Raw genomic sequence first — 22,306 nt, forward strand, 5'->3', positions numbered from 1 at the left:
TGCCGCCGTCAGGCGCGCGATGGCGTTATCCCCGCGGCGCGGCGCACCCCGAAGCGGCCCCGCGCAGCTGATTCTCCAGCGCCTGCCCGTCGAGGAGCGCCCAGTGCTCAATGATCTTCCCATCCTGAACCCGGAACATGCGATACCCGCGGGTTTCCGCCTCCAGGAAAGTAGCCGGAATCCCCCTCCACTCCCCGATATGCCGCACGCGGAAGGTTATACGGACAACGCACTTGTCCCCTTCGGCGACGTGGTCTTCAATAATGGTTTGGTGTTCGAACGATAAAGAGGTGAGGGCGATCCAGTCGCGGGTAGTGGCGACGCCCGGCGGTAGGGAATGGTCGACAAAAGAAGGATGCAGCTCGGGGATGCCGCCCCGGTTCCAGGCCTGTTGGATAAAGCGGGAGACGATAGGATAGGTCATATTTTTTCCCACAAAACTAGCCGCTCAAGAAAAGGCGCACCTGTGACGATCGTCACAAAAACTAGCGCATCCGGCTCCGGATCCTGCTCAGGCTTTCCCTGCTGACGCCGATGTAGGAAGCCAGCCGGGTGCCGGATACCTTCCTGATGACTTCGGGGTCGTGCCGGAGCAGCCAGTCGTACCGTTCTTCGGGGGAAAATAACTTAAAGAAGTCGGCGTGTTCCTGTTCCTTGATCACGAGGTTTTCCAGGAGACCCCGTCCCCAGCGTTCCAGTTCGGGGGAACGGTCATAGAGGGCCCGCAGGGCGGCGGCGTCGATGGTCAGGGTCGTGGTCGACTCCATGGCCTGGAGGAAGCACCCGGACGGTTCGCCCAACCGGAGGCTTTTGAAGTCGGTGGCGAAACCGTTGACAAAAAAGAAACGGAGGTTGACCTCTTTTCCGTCCTGGAGCTGGAACATACGGACGGAACCCTTCCAGATGCCATGGACGTGGCGGCAAACCGAACCCTCCCGGAGGAGGAAGGCTCCCTTTTCCCAGGTGCGGGTGTCGCCGGCTTCCGTGAGCAGGAACCGGGCGTCAGCGGACAGTTGTTCAGCCATGTTGAAAAAAGCGGTGAAAAAATAAAAGTTGATACCGGACCGAATTGCTCCAATAATTCCAGTTGTGGGCCCCGGGCCGGGTGATGAAGTCGTGCGGGATGTTGCGTTCCAGGAGCAGGTGGTGAAGGTTCATATTCACGGTATAGAAAAAATCCTCCGTCCCGCAATCGATGATCAGCGCGAGGGGTTGCGTTTTGGGATGCAACAGGTATACGAGATTAATGACGCTGTGGTTTTCCCAACGGTCCGGATTTTGCGCGTAGGGGCCCAGTTGGGCGGCCAGGTCCCAGTTGTCGGGGAAGGGCCGGAGGTCCACCCCTCCGCTCATGCTCCCCGCCGCGCCAAAGATATCCTGATGCCGGAAGCTGAGAAAAAGGGCGCCGTGGCCACCCATGCTCAGACCCGCAATGGCCCGGCCCGACCGGTCGCGGACGGTGGCGTAGTGCCCGTCCACCCATTGCACCAGCTCGGTAGAGACAAACGTCTCGTACCGGGCGCTGCTGTCCACCGGGCTGTCGAAGTACCAACTGTTGTACCGCCCGTCGGGGCAAACGATGATCAGACCGTAGGTATCGGCGTCCGAGGCGATACCGGGGATGTTCCGGATGTAGTCCGCGTAGTTGCCGCTGTAGCCGTGAAGGAGGTAGACGACCGGGTAATTTTTGCCCTTTTCGTAGCCCGAGGGGGTGATCACGACGGTCCGGACGGTCTTGTGCATGGACGGGCTGAAAACGTTTACCGTGTCGACCCGGGCGGCGTGGGTGAAGAGCGCGCCGCCCATAAAGGCCAGGAGAAAAAGAAAGCGCATATACAAGTGTACGAATTCTTAGGTTACAACGGGGCCCTTTGGTGATTTAAAGGTTTTAGCTTACTTTTCGGTAGAGATTGCACCATTCCTTGACTGCGCCTTCACCATACGAAGAAGACCGGCTCCTGATTTCCATTGCCGCCGGGGACGTTCAGGCATTTTCCGCCGTCTACTATCACTACCAGGACGACCTTTACCGTTTTGTGCTTCGGCTGGTCAAGATACCCGCCCTGGCCGAGGACGTGCTCCAGGACATCTTTTTGAAAATATGGGAAGCCCGTCAGCAACTGCCGGGGGTCCACCATTTCCCAGGGTATTTATACACCGTGGCCCGAAACCATACCCTGAATGTACTGCAATCGGTGGCACGCTCTACCCACGCCCTGAACGACCTGGTCCGTTACTTCCGGGAGCAGCGCGTTGACGACGAGGCCCTGAGCAAAGACTACCGCCGGTTTATCGACCACGCCCTCCACGCCATCCCCGCCCGTTCGCGGGAGATCTTCCACAAATGCCGGGAGCAGGGGATGACCTACGAAGAGGTCGGCCGCGAGATGGGGATTTCCCGGAACGCCGTTAAAAAACACATGATGACCGCCATCCGGACCCTCAAGGACGCCGCCGAGCGCGACCTGGGAGTCACGCTGGAGGCCGCGGTGGTATTGGCAACCGTCGCCTCGTTTTCCATTTTGTAATTTTTTTTGAGGAAAAAGTAAGCACCCCGGTACCCTGGGGGGGCCTTTTATTTGTCATTAATCATATAAACTATGCGGAAAAAGCAGCACTACGATACATTGGTGAGGCGATACCTGGACAACCAGGCGTCGGATGAGGAACTGGAGGTGTTTTTCGACCTGTTGAAGAAAGGGGAGCTCAAATCCCACCTGGATCGCGCCCTTGGCGTGACCCCGGCCCGTTCGCATCGAGGCAGGTGGCTGGCGGTGGCTGCCTCCCTGGTGGGCGTGCTTTTGGTAACCGGCTGGTGGTATGGGCACCGGGTCCCGTCCAAACCGGTTCTGGCCCACGAAAGCCGTTTTGGGAATGACGTCGCTCCGGGGCGGAACCATGCGGTCCTGACCATGGCCGGCGGTAAGGTGATCGACCTGGACAGCGGAGCCTCTGTAGCGCTGCAGGGAGGTGCCCGTCTGCAACGCAGAGGCGCGGGCGCCTGGATCTTCCACCCCGGTGTGGGGGATGCGGAGCCGGTCTATAATACCATTACCGCCCCGCCGGGCGGTCAGTTCCCGTTCGTCCTTGAAGACGGTACTAAGATTTGGCTGAATGCCGCGTCCTCCCTGCGTTTTCCGACGGAATTCCGGGGCCGCTCCCGGGAAGTGACGCTGGACGGAGAGGCCTATTTCGAGGTCGCCCCCAACGCCCGCATGGACTTTAGGGTCAACGCCCGCGGCATGCAGGTACAGGTGTTGGGGACCCACTTCAACGTCAATGCGTATGCCGATGAATCCAGCATCCGTACCACCCTTTTGTCGGGTTCTGTCCGGATCGTACAGGACAAGACGCGGGCGCTCCTCCAACCGGGAGAGCAGGCGCGTTTGCAACCGGACGGGACCCTGAAGACCGTCCGCGACCCGGACGTGGTGGACGTAGCAATGGCCTGGAGAAATGGTTATTTCAGTTTCGAGGAAGACGATATACGGACGGTGATGCGGCAGATATCCCGCTGGTATGACGTGACTGTTCATTACGAGGGAGCGCCGCCCACGGCCATCTTCGGAGGAGATATAGAAAGAGACCTTAGCCTGGTACAGGTATTAAAACTGTTGGAAAAAAGCCAGGTGCACTTTCGCCTGCAGGGCAGAACGCTGACCGTGCTGCCCTGACGGTCTTAACCCTATCCCGCGATCCAAAAAAAAGCCAGAAGCGTCGGAACCGCCCCTGGCCGGAATTTGGTCGCTGTAAATAAACCCTTGCCGGATTTTTTTAATTAACCAAATCAACTGTGAAAGTATGAAAAAAACGGATTGGGGCCGGGTACCCGGCCTTCATCAAATGTGGATCGCCATGAGACTGACTACACTGCTGTTGACGGTGGCGCTTATTGAGGCTCACGCGGGTGGAAATGCCCAAAGCTTGCATATTACCGGACAAAACATCCCCCTCAAGAAAGTATTCTCGGAAATCAAACACCAGACGGGGTACACCTTTTTTTACAACTATGACCTCCTCCGGGAGGCGCATCCTGTGAGCCTGGATGTCCGGAACGCATCCTTGGAACAAGTGCTCAAACTTTGTTTCTCCAACCAGCCCCTGGACTATTTTATTGAAAACAAGACCATCGTGGTCACCCGGCGGACGGGTCCGCCGGCGGCCACCGGTCCCATCGCGGACAGCGTGGCCCGCGTCGTTATAGAAGACGTGGACGTCCGGGGCCGGGTCAGTGACGAACAGGGACAACCCCTGGTCGGTGTTAGCATCAAGGTCAAGGGACAGCAAACTGGAACGACGACCGACCCGGACGGAATATTTTCCCTTCACGTACCCGCGCATACCACGCTTTTGATCTCTTATATCGGTTATGTCACCAAGGAGGTTGTGGTAGAGAAAGCGGGTGTGATCGCCATCCACCTGGCCCGTTCGAACACGGCCATGGATGAGGTCGTCGTCACGGGTTTGGGTGAAACCCGTGCCAAAAGAAGCCTGGGCTATTCGGTGACCCAGGTGAGCGGGGACCAGATCCGGTCGGCGAATACCGTGGACCCCATCACGGCCATACAAGGCATGGTCACGGGGCTTCAGGTACAACCGGGGTTGAGCGGACCGTCGGCCACCCCTCGTTTCCAGATCCGGGGCAGCTCTTCGCTCGACCCTTACCAGAATACACCGCTCATCGTGGTGGACGGCGTGATCCTGGACCAGTCCTCGGTACTCCCCAACGAAAGCGGCCAGTACGGAAGCAATACGGACTTCGGGAACATCCTCAAGGACATCAACCCGGACGACATCGAATCCCTCAGCGTCCTGAAAGGAGGCGCGGTGGTCGCCCTGTACGGAAGCCGCGCCAACAATGGCGTGATCCTGATCAAGACCCGCAAAGGGTATCACCAGAAGGGGATCGGCATTTCCTTAACCCACAGCGATTTTATCGATCATCCTTATAAGACCGTAGACTACCAGAACACATACGGATCGGGTGTCGGTCTGAACGACTTTGACACGGCGGCCAACGGCCAGTTGTCCATAGACCCCAGCACGTACGGGATCAGCTTCGGACCCCGGATGACCGGTCAGAAGGTCATGGACGTCAGCGGGACCCTGATGAACAATGTCGGGACCAATCCCCTCGGTCTTTTCCGGAACGGGGTGACGGACAACACAAATATTTCCTTATCATCGGCCACCGACAACAACACCTTCCGGCTGTCCTATTCCCACCTCACCTCCAACGGGATCAGCCCGAACAATGAGCTGAAGCGCAACAGCGTGGACATGCGCGTGACCCATAAGGTGGCGTCGAAAATCCTGGCCGACGTCACGGTGGACTATGTCCAGACCGGTACCTGGAACCCCGGCCTGCAAGGCGGGAACAGCCCTTTATATGCCCTGGCGTATGACGTGGCCCGGAACTATAACATGCCCTACTGGGCCTCGCACTACATCGATTCCGTCCATGGCGGTGTCAATACCAACGACGTCCTGGGCGTGGTCCAGGGCATCCTTTATCCCTTGTACGAGAACAACGACTACCTGGTCGAAAACAACTTCAGGGGGAGTGCGCAGCTCACCGCCAACGTCACACCCTGGCTGGACCTGTTGTCAACCGAGAGCGTGAACATTTATAACCGGAACGAATACCAGAACACCCGGGGGACCGGTACAGGCTTTGCCGGGGCTTCCTATTCCGAGAACGTCAACATCCTTGACCAGTTCCGGTACAACGCAAGCTTTTACCTGCACAAGAACGTCAGTAAAGACTGGCTGTTGACCCTCCAGGGGGGTGGTGAGCTGTTTACGTGGGAAAGCCGGGGTTCTTCCGCCAGCACCAACGGGACCATCCTCCCCGACATCTACCGGTTGTCGAACTCCCAAAAGGCCCCGACGATTACGGAGGCGGCCCCCAATACGTCTCAACTGGCGTCGCTCTTTTTCCAGGGCAGCTTCCAGTATAAAAACACCTACTTCCTCAATTATTACGGCCGCAACGACTGGAACTCTACCCTGGTGTATAACGACGGCCATGGTGACTATTCCTATTTCTACCCCGGGGTCGACCTGGCCTGGGTTTTTACGGATGCCCTCCACCTTCCGAAATGGTTTGACTACGGCAAGCTGCGCCTGTCCTATAACTCCAGCGGGAACGGCGATGCCACCTACGTGACCAACACGGGGAACTATATCGCCCAAACGCCGTATATAGGCGCCAACGGCACTACCGTGAACTACTATGGGTATCAGTCCAACACGCTGCCCAACCAGCACCTGGTCCCCGAGCGCAGCGACAAGTTTGAAGCCGGCGTGGAGTTCAAGATGTTCCACGAGCGGTTGGGCGGCGACGCGACCGTGTATACCCAGGACACCAAATCCCAGATCATCCCCTTTACCGCGCCGCTGGCGTCCGGGGTTTCCAATGTCCTGATCAATGCGGGTACGGTGCGCAACAAGGGGATCGAACTCACCCTTTTCGGTACGCCCATCCTGACCAAGGACTTCTCCTGGGTGACGCGGTTTAACTATACCCTGAACAGGAACAAGGTGATCAGCCTGCCCCTGGGGACCAACTACCTGGACCTGGAGGATGAGGACGGGATCCGGACGGTGGCCGTCAAGGGCGGCGACTACGCCCTGTTGGTTGCCCGGTACGGGTATGCCCGCTACCAGGCCAAGGACGGGAGCGGCAACAATGTCGGCAGTCCGCTCAACGGCCAGCACGTCATCACCATGATCGACGGCGCCGGGGGCACCTTTCCCATTTACCAGCGTGCTCAGAACTATGGAACCGATCCCACCTCCCAGGAACCGGTGATCGGCTCCACGCTGCCCAAGTTCCTCGGGAGCTGGATCAACACGTTCAACTACAAGCGGTTTTCGCTCAACGTCTTCTTAGATGCGAAGTTTGGCGGCTTGGAGTACTCGACCACCTACTATTATGGCTCCCAGAACGGGAACCTGAAGAATACCCTTTTTGGACGGACCGCGGCCTCGGGTGGGATTGCTTATACGCCCCAGCCCAACTCTGCCTCCTTTTTCGGCCAGGGTACGGCGCCCCGACAGGACGGGATCGGCCTTCATGGGGTGTTTGCATCGGGGACGATGGCCACCGGCCAGGACGGCAAGTCCCGGGACGTCAGTGGGATGACCTACGATGCCGCGCTCAAGGCGGGTTACGTGCAGCCCGTGGACGCACCGGATTATTACATCGCCACCTACTCCTGGGGATACGGTATCCGGGAAGCCGGGGTGTTCAAATCCTCCTGGGTTGCCGTCCGGCAAATCTCCCTGGGATATGACCTACCTACCGGCTGGGCCTCCAAGATGCGGATGAACAACCTTCGCGCCGTATTGAGTGTAAGGAATCCATTCTACCTGTACAACAGCGCCCCGGACCACATCAATCCGGACAACCTCAACGACTCCGGTTCCGGGGCCGCGTTCGAACGGGGCGGTATCCCCTATGTACGGTCCTATGGCTTTTCCTTGAATGCAGGCTTCTAAACAATGTCAATCATGAAGAGATCTTTTCTTTATATCGCCGTTCTCCTCTTAGGTGCGTGCAGCCGGTCCAAGTACGCGTCCCTCAACACCAACCCGGACGCCGTCCTCTCCGTGGCACCGGAGTATGAACTGACCACCGGCCAGATGGCCAATTATACAAACGATTTCGAGGCATTTTACGACTACTACCAGTATATCCGTCCATGGACCCAATTGTGGGTCAGCGCCGGAGGAAATACGGGTACCGGGGCTTTTATCAACGTCGCCAACGGCAACCAGCGCTGGGGGATCTTTTATTCAAGGATCGGGCCCCCCCTGGTCGATGTGCAACACCTCATCGCCCTGCTGCCGGCGGCAAAGGCCGCGCAATACGTTTACCTGAATGCCATAACGGGCATCACCCTCGCGCAGGCCGCCTTTTATTGTGCCGACCCCAACGGGAGCATGCCGTTCACACAGGCATTCGAGGCCCGCTACACCGGCAACCTCACCCCGGTATGGGACGCCCAGCAAGCCCTTTTTGACACCCTGGATGCCCGGCTGAAGTCTTATGTCACGACCCTGGAATCCACCCAGTCCGTCACCCAGAACACCGGTGGCAACAACGACATCATCTTCCAGGGCAACGTCAATAAGTGGATCATGGCCGCGAACAGCCTCCGGCTCCGGATCGCCCTGCGTCTGATGAAGCAAAGCCCTTCCCAGACTACCTCCATTGCCAACGACGTACTGGCCGACAAGGTCGGCCCGATCGACAACGCGGCGGACGAATGGGTCTTTATCACCGGGCAGAACTTCGAGGGCGGCAACTTTAACCCCCTCGGGTATTCCGGGAACCAATGCATGGAGAAAAACGTCGTGGATTTTATGAACCGGACCGGGGATCCCCGTATCCGCGCCCTCCTTCAGCCGTCGGGCATCAATACCCAGGACATCTTCGACTCCGCCCAGGCCCAGGGCCAGATACCGGCCGGGGTCACCTGGGACGGCCTGACCTACCGCGGGCAATACGCCAGCCCCGACCAGGCCAAGGTCGGCACCCAAAGCTATCTTTTCCATACCCTGACCTTTTCCTACCAGGGCAATAAAATGCAGGTGAACTATCCGTCGATCATCAACCCCTATATCCTGTATGCCCCTTACAATTCCGGTCTGGGGGTCAACGCGATGCCCGTCATCACCTACGCGGACGTTTGTTTTATGCGCGCGGAGCTCATCCTGAGAGGGCTGTCCAACGACAATGCCAGCCCGCAGGCGCTCTACAACGCCGGGGTCGCCGCCTCCATCACGGACTTCGACGCCTGGGCGCAAAAGGCGGTGACGCCCAATTATACCCCGCTGGGTTCTTCGGAGATTGCCACTTACCTGACCCAGACCGGTGTCGCCTACCAGGCATCCACCGCACTGGAGCAGGTGCTTGACCAGGAATACCTGAACCTGTATATGAACCCCAACGAGGCCTGGGCGCTCATCAAGCGCACCGGCTACCCCAGCCCGACGGGCGCTATTATGCCGCTGGAAACCCTGACCTCAGGCGGGTCCCCCGTGGTCATGCCGCGGCGGTATGTGCCCCAGTTCCCGTTGCTGGGCGACCTGAACTATAATAACGCGGTGAGCGCCATCAACACGGAGTTGCAGCAGCCGGGGTATGGGGCGGCCAATGACATTACGGGGAAAGTTTGGTGGGATCAATAATCGTCTCGCTTATGCGGTTGTGTTTTTTTGTCATACTCACCTTTGTAACCTTGGGGCCTGCCGCTGCGCAGGCCCCTTCTTTCCTTTCGGTGCAGCGGATCGTCCTTTTGCGTTGCGCCCCCTGCCACCGGCCGGGGGAGGCGGCGCCGTTTTCGTTGCTGACCTATGAAGACATCGCGCGACGCGCCGGTTTTATCAAGAAGGTGATTTCGGAGGGGTATATGCCGCCCTGGAAGGCGGATGACCATTATAGGGCGTTTGCCAATGACAGGGCGCTCGCGCCTGAGGAGCGCGAGGCCATCCTGCGGTGGGTGGATGCGGGGGCGCCTGCGGCCGCATCGCCCGGCGGCGTGGCGCCCTTTTTCCCCGGCACCGCCTACACCCGCCCCCCGGACCTCACCCTCAAGATCGATTCCCCCTACCTCGTCCCCGGGGACGACGCCGAACGGTTTATTGTCTTTAAGCTACCCTACGAGCTCCCTGCCGACCGGAACGTCGAGGCCGTGGAGTTGTACTGTAACAACCGGAAGATCATCCACCACATCAACTACGGGTTTTATGCCGTACCCGATACTGCCGTGTCCATCTTTGGCGGCAGCCCCTACATCGACGGCGACCGGCCCGGGTCACAGCAACGGGAATACGACGTCCTCAAACGGAACTTTACCTACTATACGGGGTGGATCCCCGGGGCCTCCGCCGAAAGCTATCCCCCTGGTTTCGGGTGGACGCTACCCCGCCGGGGTGTGGTCCTGCTGACGGTGCACTACACGGCTTTGGGCGCCGATGAACATTCCATCGTGGGCGTCAACCTGTTTTTTACGCCGAAACCCATCCACCGGGAGGTCAAGATCATCAGCCTGGGCTCGGGTGGCGTAGGAGAAGAATTGATCACGCCCCCCCTGCTCCTCCTCGCGGGCCGGGTGGATACGTTCCGGCTACAGGTGAAGACCCAGGAGGACCAGTCGCTCTTGTATGTATGGCCCCACATGCACTATCTTGGCAAAGAGTTTACCGCCTGGGCCGAGACCCCGTCGGGGGATACCATCCCCCTGGTTCACATCCCCCGCTGGGACTTCCGCTGGCAGGAGCTGTACCGGTTCAAACACCCCGTCCGGCTCCCCGCGGGTTCCGTGGTGCACGTCACCGGGGTCTACGACAATACGGCGGATAATCCCTTTAACCCCTCCAGCCCGCCCCGTCTGGTCCTTTCCACGGGGAACATGACCTCGCGGGATGAAATGATGACGCTGATGCTGATTTATGTGGGGGCGGAAGAGGGGGATGAAAAGATTGTGTTATGAAGACGTTGTTGGTTTGTTTGTTGATGGTGGGGGTGGCGCGGGCGCAAACCCCTTTCGCGGGGGCGCCCCAGCCCGCTTTGGCGCCCTTGCCTGCTTTGGCAGCCCTGCCGGGGGCTCAATTTTCCTGGGCAGACGTCCACACGCCGTATGTCGTCATTGTCTACTTGTCCCCTTCTTGTCCGCTGAGCCAGCGGTATACCGTCGCCCTGAATGCACTGGCCGCGCAATATGCGGGGTCGGTATCCTTCGTCGGTGTTTTTGCCGGGAAGGCCGATCCCGACGCGGACATCCTGGCCTTCCGGGATAAATACCGTGTCGCGTTTTCGTTGCAGCGAGATCCAAACCTGGCCCTCGCTCGGCGGTTACACGCCACCGTTACTCCGGAGGTTTTTCTTTTGGACGCCCGTCACCGCCAGCTGTATCGCGGCGCCATTGACGACAAGGCCGTTTCCCTGGGGAACAGCCGCCCGCAGGCGCTTCATTCGTGGCTCAAGATGGCGTTGGACGACGTCCTGGCGGCTCGTCCGGTGGGGGTGCCCCATACGGAGCCGGTGGGGTGTTTGATCGATGACCGGTAAATCGCGGGGCGCACATCATGGGGCGCCCTAGCCTCCGATGACCGTGGCTATATTATCGTATAGCTGTTGGGTATCTGTTGCCCGGAAAAGCTTTTTGACAATTGACGAGCGGTCATTGCGCTCTTTGATAATCCGCCTGACCTCGTTTATGATGTTCTCGGCAGTCGTCTTATCCCTGAGCCCCAGTGCCGTTTCAAGCGCCTTGTATCCCTTCGCCTTCTTTACTTCTGCCGATGCGCCGTCCATGATGAGTCTTATTTGCTCTATCTGTTGGTCGGCCTCGCTCTTTGCCGGTTTTGGAATTTCGGCTTTCGGCTTCGCCGCTTTTGGCTTTCTCTTCGCCGCTTTCTTCGAATCCGGCGCCGGCCCCGGAACAACGATGCCGGCGGCCGGCAACAGGGCCGACGCAGGCCTGGCGGAGGGAACTGGTACCGCCGCCTTCTTTTTGGGAATCGTCTTGTATTCCCGGAGATATTCATCCTTATCCAGGACGGCCACTTTCGTTTTGGGCGTCCATTTTTCCCGGCGTATGTCCACCACGTGCTCGTTGCCGACTTTATAGATGGTGTTTTCCAGCGCTGCCGATGCCTCATCGATCCGCGTAAGCATCTGGTAGCTTCGGGCGTCCTGGAGCGGTTGGCTCTCGAATTTGACACCTCTAAAGGCCGATGCGCCGTGTAGTTCGTGGATAAATTGACCGGCCAGATCCAGATTATTCAGTGCTGTTTCGGCCAGGCGACGCCTGTTCACTTCAAGAGCTTTTGCCTTGACCAGACCGTTGTCCTTTAACAAATTCACGAGCTCACCCAAAGCGGCAACTATAGGCGTCACTTTCTCCGGCCGGGCCCCTGGTAAGGCTTTCAAATCCGCGATCAGCGTGGGCAATATATAATTGAACACGTCTGTGATATCTTTTTCACCCGACAGGCCGGCGCCATCACCCGGTGATGCAGCCTCTATCAGGTAACGGCCCACTCCTCCCATTAAAAGAGTATATCCATTCCCCAGTCGCAATTCAATCGGATCGGGGGTCACCTTTTTCCCTCCACCCTTTAGCGGGATTTCAGCCGCCTCGTGATGGAGGTCGATGCCCACGTCCTTCCATTCGTTTTTCTCCTGTTCCACCGGGATATCATCGTGGATCTCACCGGCAATCGCCACCTTAAACTTTTTGTCGTGGAGATCATTGGCAAGATGCAATTGAACGACGCCCCGGCCACCGGCGCTTTTCTTTTGCACAGCCGGCCGCGCCTTCATGCTGGGCACGTGGTTGGCGGCAGCCTGCGAAGGATCGCTTTTTCGGGAGTGGTCAACATGATGATTCATCTTCCCTAAGATAATAAAGGTTGAACCGTGGTCAAAGCCTATTCCGCGGCGTTCACCTCCAGGGTGGTCTCGCCATATAGCGGCACGCCCTGCGCACTTACGCCCTGGACGATCACGGCATACTTCCCCGGTAGGTCGGAGGTGAAAAAGCGCACCACACCCTCGCCTCCGCCGGGCAGCGACGTGCGCGGGTCCCAGTACAACACGTTCCGGTAGTCGGGCAGACGGGAGGCCTTTTGCGCGTCGGTGACATAAATGGGGCTATAAAAGGTCCGCCTGGCCTGGAGCCCTTCGTAGTCGAGGGCGGTGGCGTGGGGATCGAGCTGGTACCCGCTCAGGTCGCCGTGATAGGTCGTCCAGTTGAGCAGACCGGTAAAGGACACCCCTCCCAGGAAATACCGCCGGGTAAGGACTTCAAGCCGGCGGATCTTGAGGGGATTGTAGGCCATGAGCTGGTCGGTGTTGAAAATGGGAACGCCGTCAAGGAGGATGAAGGGGTCTTCGTCAAAGGGTTCGTTTCTGGGGGTATTGTAGTTCCACAGGTGGAAGTGACTTCCTTTCCTGTACACATTGACGAGTTGTACGTATTCCCGGAGCACTTCCTCCATGGTCGTAAAGCGGACATAGTCGTCGAGCATATAGGTCAGGTCGGGGTGTAGGTAAAAGGCGGTGGTGTCTGCCGCCGCGGGGAGGTAGGGAGTTTGCATCCGCATGGCCGCGTAGGCGTTCTGCACCTGCATCGACAGGCTGCGTTCCGTCAGCGTTACGGGGTTGTCGAGCGGCATGTCGAAACGCGTTACCGGGTGGCCGGGATATACCTCGGAGAACGGATCGTCAACGTCTACCCGGTACACGCTGTCGGCCGTGGAGAGGTCGGTTTGGACGACGACCTGGGAGGATCCGTACATGGCCGGCATGTCGAAGGCGAGGCGGCCGGTGGAATCGCTGGTGGCGGTGGCAAACTGGGTCCGGTTACCCGGGGCGGAGCAGAACGCCAGGATGCGGTTACCAGGGGCGCCGGTGCGGGTGTCGACGACGCGGCCGGTGATGAGGTGTCCTTTGTACTCCGGTGCATACGTAAAGACCGGGGTGGTGTCTTTTAATACGTCTTCCCAGCGGAAGCGTCTCCAGCCCTGGGTCAGCAGGAGGTTGTCCAGGGCCCAGGGGTGATCGAAAAAGAACGCCGGGTGTGCCACGGGGCCGCTCAGGTCCGAGGTCAGCCAGAGATAATTGACGATGTTTTGTTCGGGTATACCCTGGAGGGAATCCAGCCGGTAAGCGGTGACGGACAGGTCCGTCCCCGTGATGCCTTCGGGGGCTTTGATGTGTATGCTCACACCGGAGCGGGGGATGTAGTGGTTTTTGTCGGTTTGGAGTCCTAATAAATTGTCGCCGGCAGGCGATTTGAAGAGGAGACGTTCGCAGACCGGCTGGCGGTCGTCGTTGAAAATGGTGAGGTGTGCAATCCCCGCTTCCAGCCTGCCGGTGTCGATGGGGAAGACGGCGCGGCCGTTGGTAAGGGGGGCCGCTTCGGCGATGTCCATACGGGCATTGGAATGGACGAGCAGGAATACGCGGCCGGATTCGGTCGATTGGACGCTTACCCGAAGCGAACCACCCGCGGCGGTATCGAGATGCATGACAAAACCCCGGTCATATACCCGGGGTAAATCAATATTCAGGACGCCTCCGGCCACCGGCCAGACGGTGGCGGTGTAGTGCCGGCCGGCGGCGGGGGTGAAGGCGAACCGCCCCATGCCCTGGGCCTGGGGCTGAAAATGCAAAACGGTATCCCCCCGGTCGTCCCTGAGAACCCCGGTAAACCCGATGGGTTCCCCATACGCATCCGTTCCCTGAAAAGCCACAGTGGAGGTAAGACCGGACACGAGGTTACCGCCTTCGGGGAAAAACGCAAGGTGCGCCGCCGGGGTTATTCGCCCGGGTGTGGGCGGCGCCTGGTGGGTGTTGAGGATCGTCAGCGGTTTTTCAAAGAAGTAAGTGGCGGGCTCATTTTTCATCCAGCGGGTATAGGCCCGGAGGGTATAGGAACCGGAAGCAAGCGTAAAAGGGAGGTAAAGGGCACCGTTCCCGCTCCCCGAATCGAGCGCGATCTTGGCCTGAAGGACGGGTTTGCTGCGCCCGTCCAGTACCTCGACATAGGCCACCCGGCTAAGCGACAGGGGGCGCAGGTTGGCCGCGGACACGTCATAGCACTTGAACCAGCAAAGCTCGCCGCAGAGGTAGTAGTCTTTGTCGGTTTGGACGTATACCTTTTCGTACAGGTGGCTTTGCCGGTAGTCGTTCCAGGGACGCACGAGGTCGTCCTGGGCCATGAGCGAACCTTGGAGGAATATAAGGGCGAGCAGAAGACAGACACATTTCATGCGGAATAGCGTTTATTGCCAAAACCAGGGTTGGGTCGTCGTGCCGCCTTGCAGACGGCAGTCGATGCAATAGTCATGATTGGCGGTCCAGGTGTCCCCCGGACCGAAAGCGATCGGTATATAAATGCCCGACGGCGGGTCGGTGTAGTTCCGGGGGTAGGGATTGGGGCGTATGCCTTTAAAATACCAGAGATACATCCAGGCGGGTTGGAAGGGGACCATGGTGTCCTGGGCTATGCATACGAACTGATATTGCCAGAAAGAGGGCGGGCCCGTAAAGGTCCGGAGCGGTTGATCGCTGCTGACATTGACAAAACCGATCACGGGTTCCGAAGGGTTGTTGAGACAATGCAGGTTGCCCTTCAGGTTGGACGGCAGGGGATCGAAAATGGACCCGAGGTTTTCGGTATTGGATTGCATCAGCAGGAGGTAGTTGTAGCAGTCTGCGCTGAGGGCATATTGGTGCACGTTGATGCTATACCGTATGCCCAGCCGTTGGTCGCCCTGGGGGATAAAGGTGAGCGGGAACCCGGAAACGACGTCCTGGGAAAGCTTGGTCGTACTGTAGATAAGGATATTGGAGGAGCTGTCTGTTCTCCAGCAGGTATAGATCTGCTGCGACGGGAGACGGGCGACCACCGTGTCCAGCGTGCTGTCGAACCTCAGGGAACTGAATTCGGCGGAATGGTATTCCCAGGTTTCATCGTAGGACCATTGGTAGTAGCGGGTGTCGTTCCTGGGGTTGTGGGTGTTGACCTGGACGTACATGCCGTCGCCGCCTTTAGGGACGAAGGTGACGCTGTCTATGGGTACATTGGGGATGACGTGGACGTAGTCCGACTGGTATTCCGATCCTTCGGTTGTTTTGATGTCGAGGCGGTAGGTTTTGGTGGTATCCAACGGGAGGGCGCCAAAGGCATAGGTGCCGTTCGTGCCGGCCGTAGCGGCGTAGCTGGACCCGTCGGAGCCTTCCAGCGCGACGGTGGCGCCCGGCTCAAACACTTCCACCGTGGTGTCGGTGAGCGCGACCGTCCGGCTCAGGACGAGCATGGACGGCCCGGTCCCGGCGTTGATGTTGCCCTCGACCACCAGGTAACCCGTGGCCGGGTTGTTTAGTTTGGGGCTGTAGGGCTTTACGCAGGCCGCCAGGAAAATAGCGCTTATGATCCAAAAACGTTTCATGGCTAAAAGCGGATATTAAAGTTGATGTAAGGGATGGCGCTTCCGAAGATGGACAGCTTATACCCGTTGACGACCCCATTCTGGGAAACGAAGTAGACCGAATAAGGATTCTGCCGTCCCGTCAGGTTGTATACGCCGATGGTCCAGGAGTTGTGGGTTTTCTGATGAATCTTATGGTTCCCTTCGATGTTCATGGCGAGGTCCATCCGGAAATAGTCGGGGATGCGATACGCGTTCCTGTCCGAATACAACGCCCGTTCGGCCCCTGCATAGTAGAACACGCCGATCGGCAGCGTGATCGGCCGCCCCGTGTTGTACACCGTATTCAGGGACACGCTAAAGCGGTGGTTGACCTTATAGTTGCCCACGAGGTTGACGTCGTGGGGTTCGTCATAGCTCGCGGGATACCAGTTCCCCCCGTTGATCACTTCCCCGGCCAGGGGATCGTTCATCCGGAGCTGGGTCCTTGAATAGGTATAGGCGAGCCAGCCGTTGAGCTTGCCCGTTTGTTTGCGGACCAGGAACTCGACCCCATAAGCCCGGCCTTTGGTACTCATGACGTCGGTCTCAATGTGGTGGTTCATCACCAATACCGCCCCGTCCTTGTAGTCCAGGTAGTCATCCATGGTCCGGTAGTAGACCTCCACCGACGTCTCGATGGTATTGGAGGCAAAATTCTGGTAAAGCCCCAGCGAATACTGCTCCCCGGTAGTGGGCTGGATGTGGGTGTCGCTTAGCTTCCATATATCCGTGGGCGCCATAGCGGTCGTGTTGGACAGCATGTGGATGTACTGACGGCCGGTATTGAAAGAGGCTTTTATCGATGTATTTTCTCCCAGGCTGTAGCGGGCGGATACCCGGTACTCCGGCCCGGAATAGGTCTTGATGAACTTCCCGGATGGATAAGGGGTGGTGCCCGTCATATTGCCCACCGTCAGGGGCTGGCCCGGCGCATAATCGTTGACCGCGGAAGGGCCGAGGAAGTTGAACATCGAATACCGGATACCGGCTTCTATCGAAAAGGCGCTTGTTACTTTAAAGTCATCGCTGACAAAAAGGGCGCTTTCCAAGGCCCGTTCGGTTTGCAGGGTATCCGCGACCGTAAGGGATTCGGACCCGACCGGCGTATACGTCCCGGGATGGAGTTTGTAATGGATCGACTGGAACCCGAAGGCCAGGGTATGTTTGGCACTCAGGTAGTACTTGAATTGGTCCTTCAGGTAATATTGGTTGACGTCGAAAGCAAGGCGGGAAGCCGTCACCGGGTTGTTGACCGCGTCGATACGGTACTGGTAGCGGTCAAACCCGGTGGCCGCCTCCATGTTGAGCTTGTTGGAGAAAATGTGTTTCCATTTGAGCGACACGTTGCGGTTTCCGTAACTGTAGGTGGTGTCGCTGTTGAGGTTAAACCGGTCCTGGCTCAGGTAGCCCGTCAGGAAGAGGGTGTTGCGCTTGTTGATCTCGTGCGTGATGCCCAGGTTGATGTCGTAAAAGGAAGCGCGGCTGTTTTTGTACTGGGCGGGTAGGAGGTTGAGCAGCCAATTGGCATACGTGGTCCGGGCCCCCACGATAAACGACGACTTGTCCTTCACGAGCGGACCCTCCAGGTTGAGCCGGCTGGTCAGCACGCCGATGCCCGCCGAACCGGCGTATTCTTTTTTGTCGCCTTCCCGGGTGCTGACGTCCAGTACGGAGGAAAGACGGCCGCCGTACTGGGCGGGAATGCTGCTTTTGTAAAGCTCTACGTCCTTGACGAGCTCCGGGTTGAAGGACGAAAACAAACCGAAAAAGTGTGCAGGGTTATAGATGGTGGCGTCGTTGAGCAAGATCAGGTTCTGGTCTGCGGATCCGCCCCGGACGTTCAGCCCGGTGGACGCCTCGCCGACGGTCTTTACCCCCGGCAGGGTTTGTACGACGCGGAGGATATCGGCCTCGCCAAAAACCACGGGCACCTGTTTGATCGCCTTGATGTCCAGCCGTTGCAAGCCCATGGTCAGGCTGCGGATGTTGCTGGCCTTTTCGGAGGAAATCACGACGTTCCGGAGCGCAATGACCTGGGATTGCATTTCTATATTGAACCGGCCCTCGCCGTTGACCTGTACCTGGCGGCGGGTGTCCCGCATCCCTATGCTTTGGATATACAAGACGTGCCGGCCCCTGGGCAGGCTCAGGGAATAGTATCCGTATTGATCGGTGGCCACGCCGGTTTGGCTGTGATCGACGACAATGGACGCCCCGATGACGGGTTCCTCCGTTTTGGCATCGCGTACGTAACCCGCCAGGGTGACGGTACCCGGCCTGGGATTTTCCGATTTTTCCCCCACCACAAACAGCTTGGCCTGGATCACAGCTTCCCGGAGCGTGGCGTCTTGTTCTTCGTTACTGGTGGGTTCGGTAAACGGCTCCTGCACGCGATGCGGTTTGGCCGCGCCTTTTCCTGCTGCCGCAAAAGCCGCGGTGTCCATGGGTTGGAAGGCCGGCGGCCCTAGCTCCAGCGCGTATCCCTTGGTGATGAAGACATTTCCGGATGCGTCGATGCTAAAAAACAGGCCCGTCTTATTCAGGGCAAGCGTCAATACCTTTTCCAGGGATTCGTTCACGGCCGACAGGGTGAGGACCAGGCTGTCGGTCTGGGTGGCATCGTAGAAAAAATGAACCCCCGTCTGGTGTTCGACCACCTGCACCAGCGTATCGAACCGGGCCGAGTCCAGGGTGATGGTCACCGGACGCCGGGCCTGGGCTTTCGCCTGCCGCGGGGCGAAAACAGCGGCGATCAACACCGCCAGCAGCAGTTTAGCGTGCATGTTCTTCATGGGGCAGTCCGTCGTAGTAGGTGATGATCTGAATGAACGCGGCATCTTTGTCCTTCTTCAGGTCGATTTTATTCTTCCGGATAAAAACCTGTATCTCTTTTTTCTTATCGGCCAGGGCAGCCAGGACGGATTTCTTTTTATACAGTGGATCGTATTGCCCTTCTTTGACCAGGTAATAGCTGCTGTCGGTTTCGACATACCGCTCCACCGCTTCCGTTGTCGTGAGCTCCTGGATATCTTTGGTCGTTCGCCTCAGCAGCCGGACGCGTCCGTCATACAGCAGTTCGTAAAAGCCGGTATGGACGGGATGGGTGTCGTCTTTGGTGATCCGTAAAAATCGCCGGTCGCCCAGCGTAAAGGAAGCGACACGGGGACTGTTCAACGTCAGCCGGAATCCCCCGTCGGAGCCTACCGTCACGACCTCGTCGTACACCAGGTCGTACCACAGCTTCAGGTGGTCATACCGGATGCCGTCGTACAGGACGCTGCCGTCATAAGACTCCTTCGAGCCAAAATAAGGAATACCGCTTTTTAGATTGCTGGCGTAGTCTACGTATTCTCCGCCATTGTATAAATTGTTTTCGGGAGCGAGCAATCGGTGGAACTGTGCCACCGCTACGCCAAAGGCGGCGCTGTCGGTTTGAGCGGCCGCCCGGTGGAAAGGCAAAAGCCAAAGAACAAGCGTTAGTTTTTTCATGGCTGTTAAAGGGCAAACATGTCTGACGAATATAACAAAAAAAACGGAGGGTGTCTCAAAGAAGAGACACCCTCAGATAGTGTACGAAAAAAAAGCGTTTTTAATAAGGAAGGATGTAGGTGTAGGTTAATCCATTGGGCCGGGTAACCACCAACTTATAATAGTAGGTACCAGTACCGGGGCAGCCGGTGGCATCCCCGCTGGCATCAAGGCCATAGGTGATCGTCGAGGTCCATCCGTCAGAACGAAGGACTTCGTTTTGTCCGCCGGTCAACCGGAATTCGCAGCTTTGCGCGATCGTTTTCGGTTCGGTGATGAGGGATTCGAAGGACACCCCAAAGCGGTTCACGCCCCATTCTGCCACATCGGTGTGGTTCAGGCTGTCGCTGTGCGTACCGGTGGTGGACAGGTAGATGCCGTTGTTGTAGGTGAAGACCCTGCGTTTGGATACACTCCAACTGCGGACGTTTCCGTTGCCAAACGTGATCTCCATGGAACCTGTGATGGTGTGCACGATCGAGTCGGTGTTGGGCAGGTCAACCAGGAGCCCGCCGGTGACGTTGGTATAGGTCTTCGTGCCGTTGATGACGATGACCTTACCGTCGCGGATACGCGTGATCGTCAGGTTCACGACCCGAACGGTGACGGCGGCGGCGGGGTCTTTCCAATACACCCCGTTGGGGATGGAGATGATGACCTGGCCGGTACGGGTACGGTTGCCGGCACAGTTCGCCCCGTTGTACGTGATGGTAATGGTCCGGGCGCCGTTGGTATCGGCATAAGAAACGGATGCGTCGCAGATGATGTTGTTATTGACAATAACCCCCCCGCCGGCACCAACCGAATCTTCTTGATTGATCCCCATCGTAGTGATGGTTCCGGTCCCGTGTTCCGTGATGCTGCCGGATACAGTGGTCTCACCGTTGAGCGCCGTATTGGCGTCATCCGATACAGCATCCGATTCATAAGAAACCTGGGATTGATCATCTGCGGCGACTTGAAGGCCGGTGGTGGAAGTAGCACCAGAGCTGGAGTTGTTGCCCGTGTTGCTTTTTGTGCAAGAGTAAAAACCTACGCCTGCGATCATCAGAGCCATAACGCAGCGGGTAAGGAAAGTAGTTTTCATAATTTACCGTCTTTTTGTAGAAATAAGATGGTAAATGGGATGGATGGTTTAAATGCTCTGTTAAAAATAATTACAAGTCATTGAACCTCTTGGCGTAATGAAGGCTGATCAGCTCCCTGTAGGGGAGGCTGGCGGGTGTATCGAGGCTAAACCACGGTGAACCGCCCGCCTGCAATACCTGTATATCCTGGGCCGGCATAAAACTCTGGGCTATAATAAAGGCCGGTTGTCCCTGGCCGTTGACCGCTGTTTCCAGTATAATAAAACAATGCCCCGGCGAGCCTCCGTGTATAAAGATGTCGCCCGCCTTTAGCGGGCCTTGTATGGGTTTTAATTCTTTCTCCAGCGATAAAGTACCGCAATAGGTAAAGACGAGGTCCATATAATGAAGGAACGTCGCGTAGGAATAGTCTTTGGTTTTTTTGAGCACCCAATGTCCCCCGCTATAACGATACCCTTCTGCATAATGTATATAGTCGCAGCGGAACCCACCGGTAAAGGTGAAGACGATGTCTTTGTACCTTTTTTGTCCGTACAGGTATTCACCCCTCAGCCGCATCACGGCATCGGCGCACTGTTGCAGGTCCTGGTGACCGACGCTGACGTCGAGCACGGCGGCCGTGTAGGCGTTGGTGGCGGCGATGTCGCCGCGATAGGTGCGGGTGGGGGTGCCGGCGGGTTTTAAGGGGAGGCGGGTTAGCCAATCGCCGAAACTGCCCTGTGCTTCCGCCGACAGGCGGTAACCGGGGGGCGCAGGGAAACGATCGGCGACGCGGTCCGCGGGGCGCGCCGATCGCGCGTCGGCAACTAGCCGATGCGGCGAGCCTGGTCGCCCCACGGGCGCCGCGCACAACAGCCATGCGGCGAAAAAGAAAAGCGGCTTCATATTGTCTTCGCTTTTTTGAGCAGGTCGTATCCGTTAAAAGGCACCGGCAATCCATCCACCAACCGGAAGCTGGAGAAATGCAAGTGAGTCGGCGAACGGTGGGGATAGGCGTTAAACCCTGTGCGCCCGACCTCTGCGATCTTCTGACCCTGGCGGACCACGCCACCGGGGGCCACCAGGATCATGCGGTTATGGGCGTAGTAGGTGAGCAAACCCGACTTCGGGTGGTACAACCAGATGTACCTGCCACCGCGGAGCGGGCTGTGCACGTCCCAGGTATCGCAGCAGGCGATGACTACCCCGTCTTCGACGGCGAGCACGTCAACAGGCTTGCCGGTCCGGTCGTCCATTTGATCCTGGTCCTTGTCGGTGATAAAAATGTCGTGGGCCGGGTGGGCGAGGTGGGCATTGCCGTCGAGGTAGCGGTAGCCTTTATCCGAGTAGCCGTTACCGTTAGTACCGCCGATGGCGCGGTAGGTGTAGCCCCGGAGGGGGAAGTCCCAGATGGGCGCGGCGGGGGATGCCGCCGGGTGGGGCGCGGCTGCCGCGGGGCGGGATGCTCCGGCGGGTGGTGCCGCTGCGGGGCGCGCTGATCCGGCGGCCGCCGCCACAGCGCGCGGCGCCTCCACCGCAATCTCGCCCATCAACTGACGGAACCGCGCCGCCGCGGCGGCACGCGGAATCTTCTGCAGAAGAATCGCCGTATTGAGCGAATCCATCCTCCGGCAGGAGGCCACAAGATCTTGGGCGTTAAGATCGCGTACGAGGAAAAGCGGGAGGGCCAAAAGTAGATAGCGCATAGGGGAAAATAC

At 58.2% G+C, this 22,306-nt stretch carries 17 protein-coding genes; 6 read left to right on the top strand and 11 right to left on the bottom strand.

Annotated elements, in window-relative coordinates; genetic code table 11:
• Positions 1-25: 25 nt before the first annotated feature.
• The 3 genes from EDB95_RS06535 to EDB95_RS06545 all read right to left on the bottom strand — a co-directional run bounded on the left by EDB95_RS06535 (position 26) and on the right by EDB95_RS06545 (position 1,833).
• Entirely contained in the window at positions 26-424 is a 399-nt protein-coding gene (locus tag EDB95_RS06535; protein ID WP_133991746.1) for an ester cyclase, read from the bottom strand.
• A 61-nt stretch (positions 425-485) separates the two neighbouring features.
• Positions 486-1,025, bottom strand: coding sequence for a Crp/Fnr family transcriptional regulator (locus tag EDB95_RS06540; protein WP_133991749.1), 540 nt, complete (start codon positions 1,023-1,025; stop codon positions 486-488).
• Positions 1,018-1,833, bottom strand: coding sequence for an alpha/beta hydrolase (locus tag EDB95_RS06545; protein WP_133991751.1), 816 nt, complete (start codon positions 1,831-1,833; stop codon positions 1,018-1,020). Before EDB95_RS06545 ends, EDB95_RS06540 begins: the two co-directional genes overlap by 8 nt.
• A 77-nt stretch (positions 1,834-1,910) precedes the next feature.
• On the opposite strand from EDB95_RS06545, the gene EDB95_RS06550 reads away from it, so the two are divergent.
• The 6 genes from EDB95_RS06550 (at position 1,911) to EDB95_RS06575 (ending at position 11,080) form a co-directional block, all read left to right on the top strand.
• Entirely contained in the window at positions 1,911-2,528 is a 618-nt protein-coding gene (locus tag EDB95_RS06550) for an RNA polymerase sigma factor (protein ID WP_133991754.1), read from the top strand.
• 72 nt (positions 2,529-2,600) lie between these two features.
• Complete coding sequence (locus EDB95_RS06555) at positions 2,601-3,674, top strand: FecR family protein (protein WP_133991757.1); 1,074 nt, start codon at positions 2,601-2,603, stop codon at positions 3,672-3,674.
• A 181-nt stretch (positions 3,675-3,855) separates the two neighbouring features.
• Entirely contained in the window at positions 3,856-7,503 is a 3,648-nt protein-coding gene (locus EDB95_RS06560) for a SusC/RagA family TonB-linked outer membrane protein (protein ID WP_162852495.1), read from the top strand.
• 12 nt (positions 7,504-7,515) lie between these two features.
• On the top strand, positions 7,516-9,198 hold the full coding sequence (locus EDB95_RS06565) for a SusD/RagB family nutrient-binding outer membrane lipoprotein (RefSeq protein WP_162852496.1): 1,683 nt from the start codon (positions 7,516-7,518) through the stop codon (positions 9,196-9,198).
• Between the two features lie 11 nt (positions 9,199-9,209).
• On the top strand, positions 9,210-10,502 hold the full coding sequence (locus EDB95_RS06570; protein WP_133991764.1) for a cytochrome c: 1,293 nt from the start codon (positions 9,210-9,212) through the stop codon (positions 10,500-10,502).
• The gene (locus tag EDB95_RS06575) at positions 10,499-11,080 is read left to right on the top strand and encodes a thioredoxin domain-containing protein (protein WP_133991767.1); all 582 of its coding nucleotides are present in this window, start codon (positions 10,499-10,501) and stop codon (positions 11,078-11,080) included. The genes EDB95_RS06570 and EDB95_RS06575 overlap by 4 nt, the downstream gene beginning before the upstream one ends.
• Positions 11,081-11,107: 27 nt before the next feature.
• Here the strand turns inward: EDB95_RS06575 and EDB95_RS06580 are convergent, their stop codons facing one another.
• The 8 genes from EDB95_RS06580 to EDB95_RS06615 form a co-directional block, all read right to left on the bottom strand.
• Positions 11,108-12,406: a hypothetical protein gene (locus tag EDB95_RS06580; RefSeq protein WP_133991770.1), complete on the bottom strand. Its 1,299-nt coding sequence runs from the start codon at positions 12,404-12,406 to the stop codon at positions 11,108-11,110.
• 38 nt (positions 12,407-12,444) lie between these two features.
• Positions 12,445-14,790: a hypothetical protein gene (locus EDB95_RS06585; RefSeq protein ID WP_133991773.1), complete on the bottom strand. Its 2,346-nt coding sequence runs from the start codon at positions 14,788-14,790 to the stop codon at positions 12,445-12,447.
• A 12-nt stretch (positions 14,791-14,802) separates the two neighbouring features.
• Positions 14,803-15,972: a DUF4249 domain-containing protein gene (locus tag EDB95_RS06590; RefSeq protein ID WP_133991776.1), complete on the bottom strand. Its 1,170-nt coding sequence runs from the start codon at positions 15,970-15,972 to the stop codon at positions 14,803-14,805.
• Between the two features lie 2 nt (positions 15,973-15,974).
• Positions 15,975-18,776: a TonB-dependent receptor gene (locus EDB95_RS06595; protein WP_133991779.1), complete on the bottom strand. Its 2,802-nt coding sequence runs from the start codon at positions 18,774-18,776 to the stop codon at positions 15,975-15,977.
• Positions 18,766-19,482: a hypothetical protein gene (locus EDB95_RS06600; RefSeq protein WP_133991782.1), complete on the bottom strand. Its 717-nt coding sequence runs from the start codon at positions 19,480-19,482 to the stop codon at positions 18,766-18,768. The genes EDB95_RS06595 and EDB95_RS06600 overlap by 11 nt, the downstream gene beginning before the upstream one ends.
• Positions 19,483-19,582: 100 nt before the next feature.
• Positions 19,583-20,608 carry a hypothetical protein gene (locus EDB95_RS06605; RefSeq protein ID WP_133991785.1) on the bottom strand — a complete coding sequence of 342 codons (1,026 nt, stop codon included), beginning with the start codon at positions 20,606-20,608 and terminating at the stop codon, positions 19,583-19,585.
• Positions 20,609-20,678: 70 nt separating this feature from the next.
• Entirely contained in the window at positions 20,679-21,494 is an 816-nt protein-coding gene (locus tag EDB95_RS06610) for a DUF4846 domain-containing protein (protein ID WP_133991788.1), read from the bottom strand.
• Positions 21,491-22,294: a M23 family metallopeptidase gene (locus tag EDB95_RS06615; protein ID WP_133991791.1), complete on the bottom strand. Its 804-nt coding sequence runs from the start codon at positions 22,292-22,294 to the stop codon at positions 21,491-21,493. Before EDB95_RS06615 ends, EDB95_RS06610 begins: the two co-directional genes overlap by 4 nt.
• Positions 22,295-22,306 lie beyond the last annotated feature (12 nt).

The organism is Dinghuibacter silviterrae, from assembly GCF_004366355.1.
Taxonomy (GTDB): Bacteria; Bacteroidota; Bacteroidia; order Chitinophagales; family Chitinophagaceae; genus Dinghuibacter; species Dinghuibacter silviterrae.

Coding starts and splice junctions, on each gene's coding strand:
- EDB95_RS06580 (WP_133991770.1), bottom strand. CDS start 12,406: ATGAATCATCATGTTGACCACTCCCGAAAAAGCGATCCTTCGCAGGCT.
- EDB95_RS06555 (WP_133991757.1), top strand. CDS start 2,601: ATGCGGAAAAAGCAGCACTACGATACATTGGTGAGGCGATACCTGGAC.
- EDB95_RS06610 (WP_133991788.1), bottom strand. CDS start 21,494: ATGAAGCCGCTTTTCTTTTTCGCCGCATGGCTGTTGTGCGCGGCGCCC.
- EDB95_RS06575 (WP_133991767.1), top strand. CDS start 10,499: ATGAAGACGTTGTTGGTTTGTTTGTTGATGGTGGGGGTGGCGCGGGCG.
- EDB95_RS06565 (WP_162852496.1), top strand. CDS start 7,516: ATGAAGAGATCTTTTCTTTATATCGCCGTTCTCCTCTTAGGTGCGTGC.
- EDB95_RS06590 (WP_133991776.1), bottom strand. CDS start 15,972: ATGAAACGTTTTTGGATCATAAGCGCTATTTTCCTGGCGGCCTGCGTA.
- EDB95_RS06560 (WP_162852495.1), top strand. CDS start 3,856: ATGAGACTGACTACACTGCTGTTGACGGTGGCGCTTATTGAGGCTCAC.
- EDB95_RS06600 (WP_133991782.1), bottom strand. CDS start 19,482: ATGAAAAAACTAACGCTTGTTCTTTGGCTTTTGCCTTTCCACCGGGCG.
- EDB95_RS06545 (WP_133991751.1), bottom strand. CDS start 1,833: ATGCGCTTTCTTTTTCTCCTGGCCTTTATGGGCGGCGCGCTCTTCACC.
- EDB95_RS06615 (WP_133991791.1), bottom strand. CDS start 22,294: ATGCGCTATCTACTTTTGGCCCTCCCGCTTTTCCTCGTACGCGATCTT.
- EDB95_RS06605 (WP_133991785.1), bottom strand. CDS start 20,608: ATGAAAACTACTTTCCTTACCCGCTGCGTTATGGCTCTGATGATCGCA.
- EDB95_RS06585 (WP_133991773.1), bottom strand. CDS start 14,790: ATGAAATGTGTCTGTCTTCTGCTCGCCCTTATATTCCTCCAAGGTTCG.
- EDB95_RS06570 (WP_133991764.1), top strand. CDS start 9,210: ATGCGGTTGTGTTTTTTTGTCATACTCACCTTTGTAACCTTGGGGCCT.
- EDB95_RS06540 (WP_133991749.1), bottom strand. CDS start 1,025: ATGGCTGAACAACTGTCCGCTGACGCCCGGTTCCTGCTCACGGAAGCC.
- EDB95_RS06595 (WP_133991779.1), bottom strand. CDS start 18,776: ATGCACGCTAAACTGCTGCTGGCGGTGTTGATCGCCGCTGTTTTCGCC.
- EDB95_RS06535 (WP_133991746.1), bottom strand. CDS start 424: ATGACCTATCCTATCGTCTCCCGCTTTATCCAACAGGCCTGGAACCGG.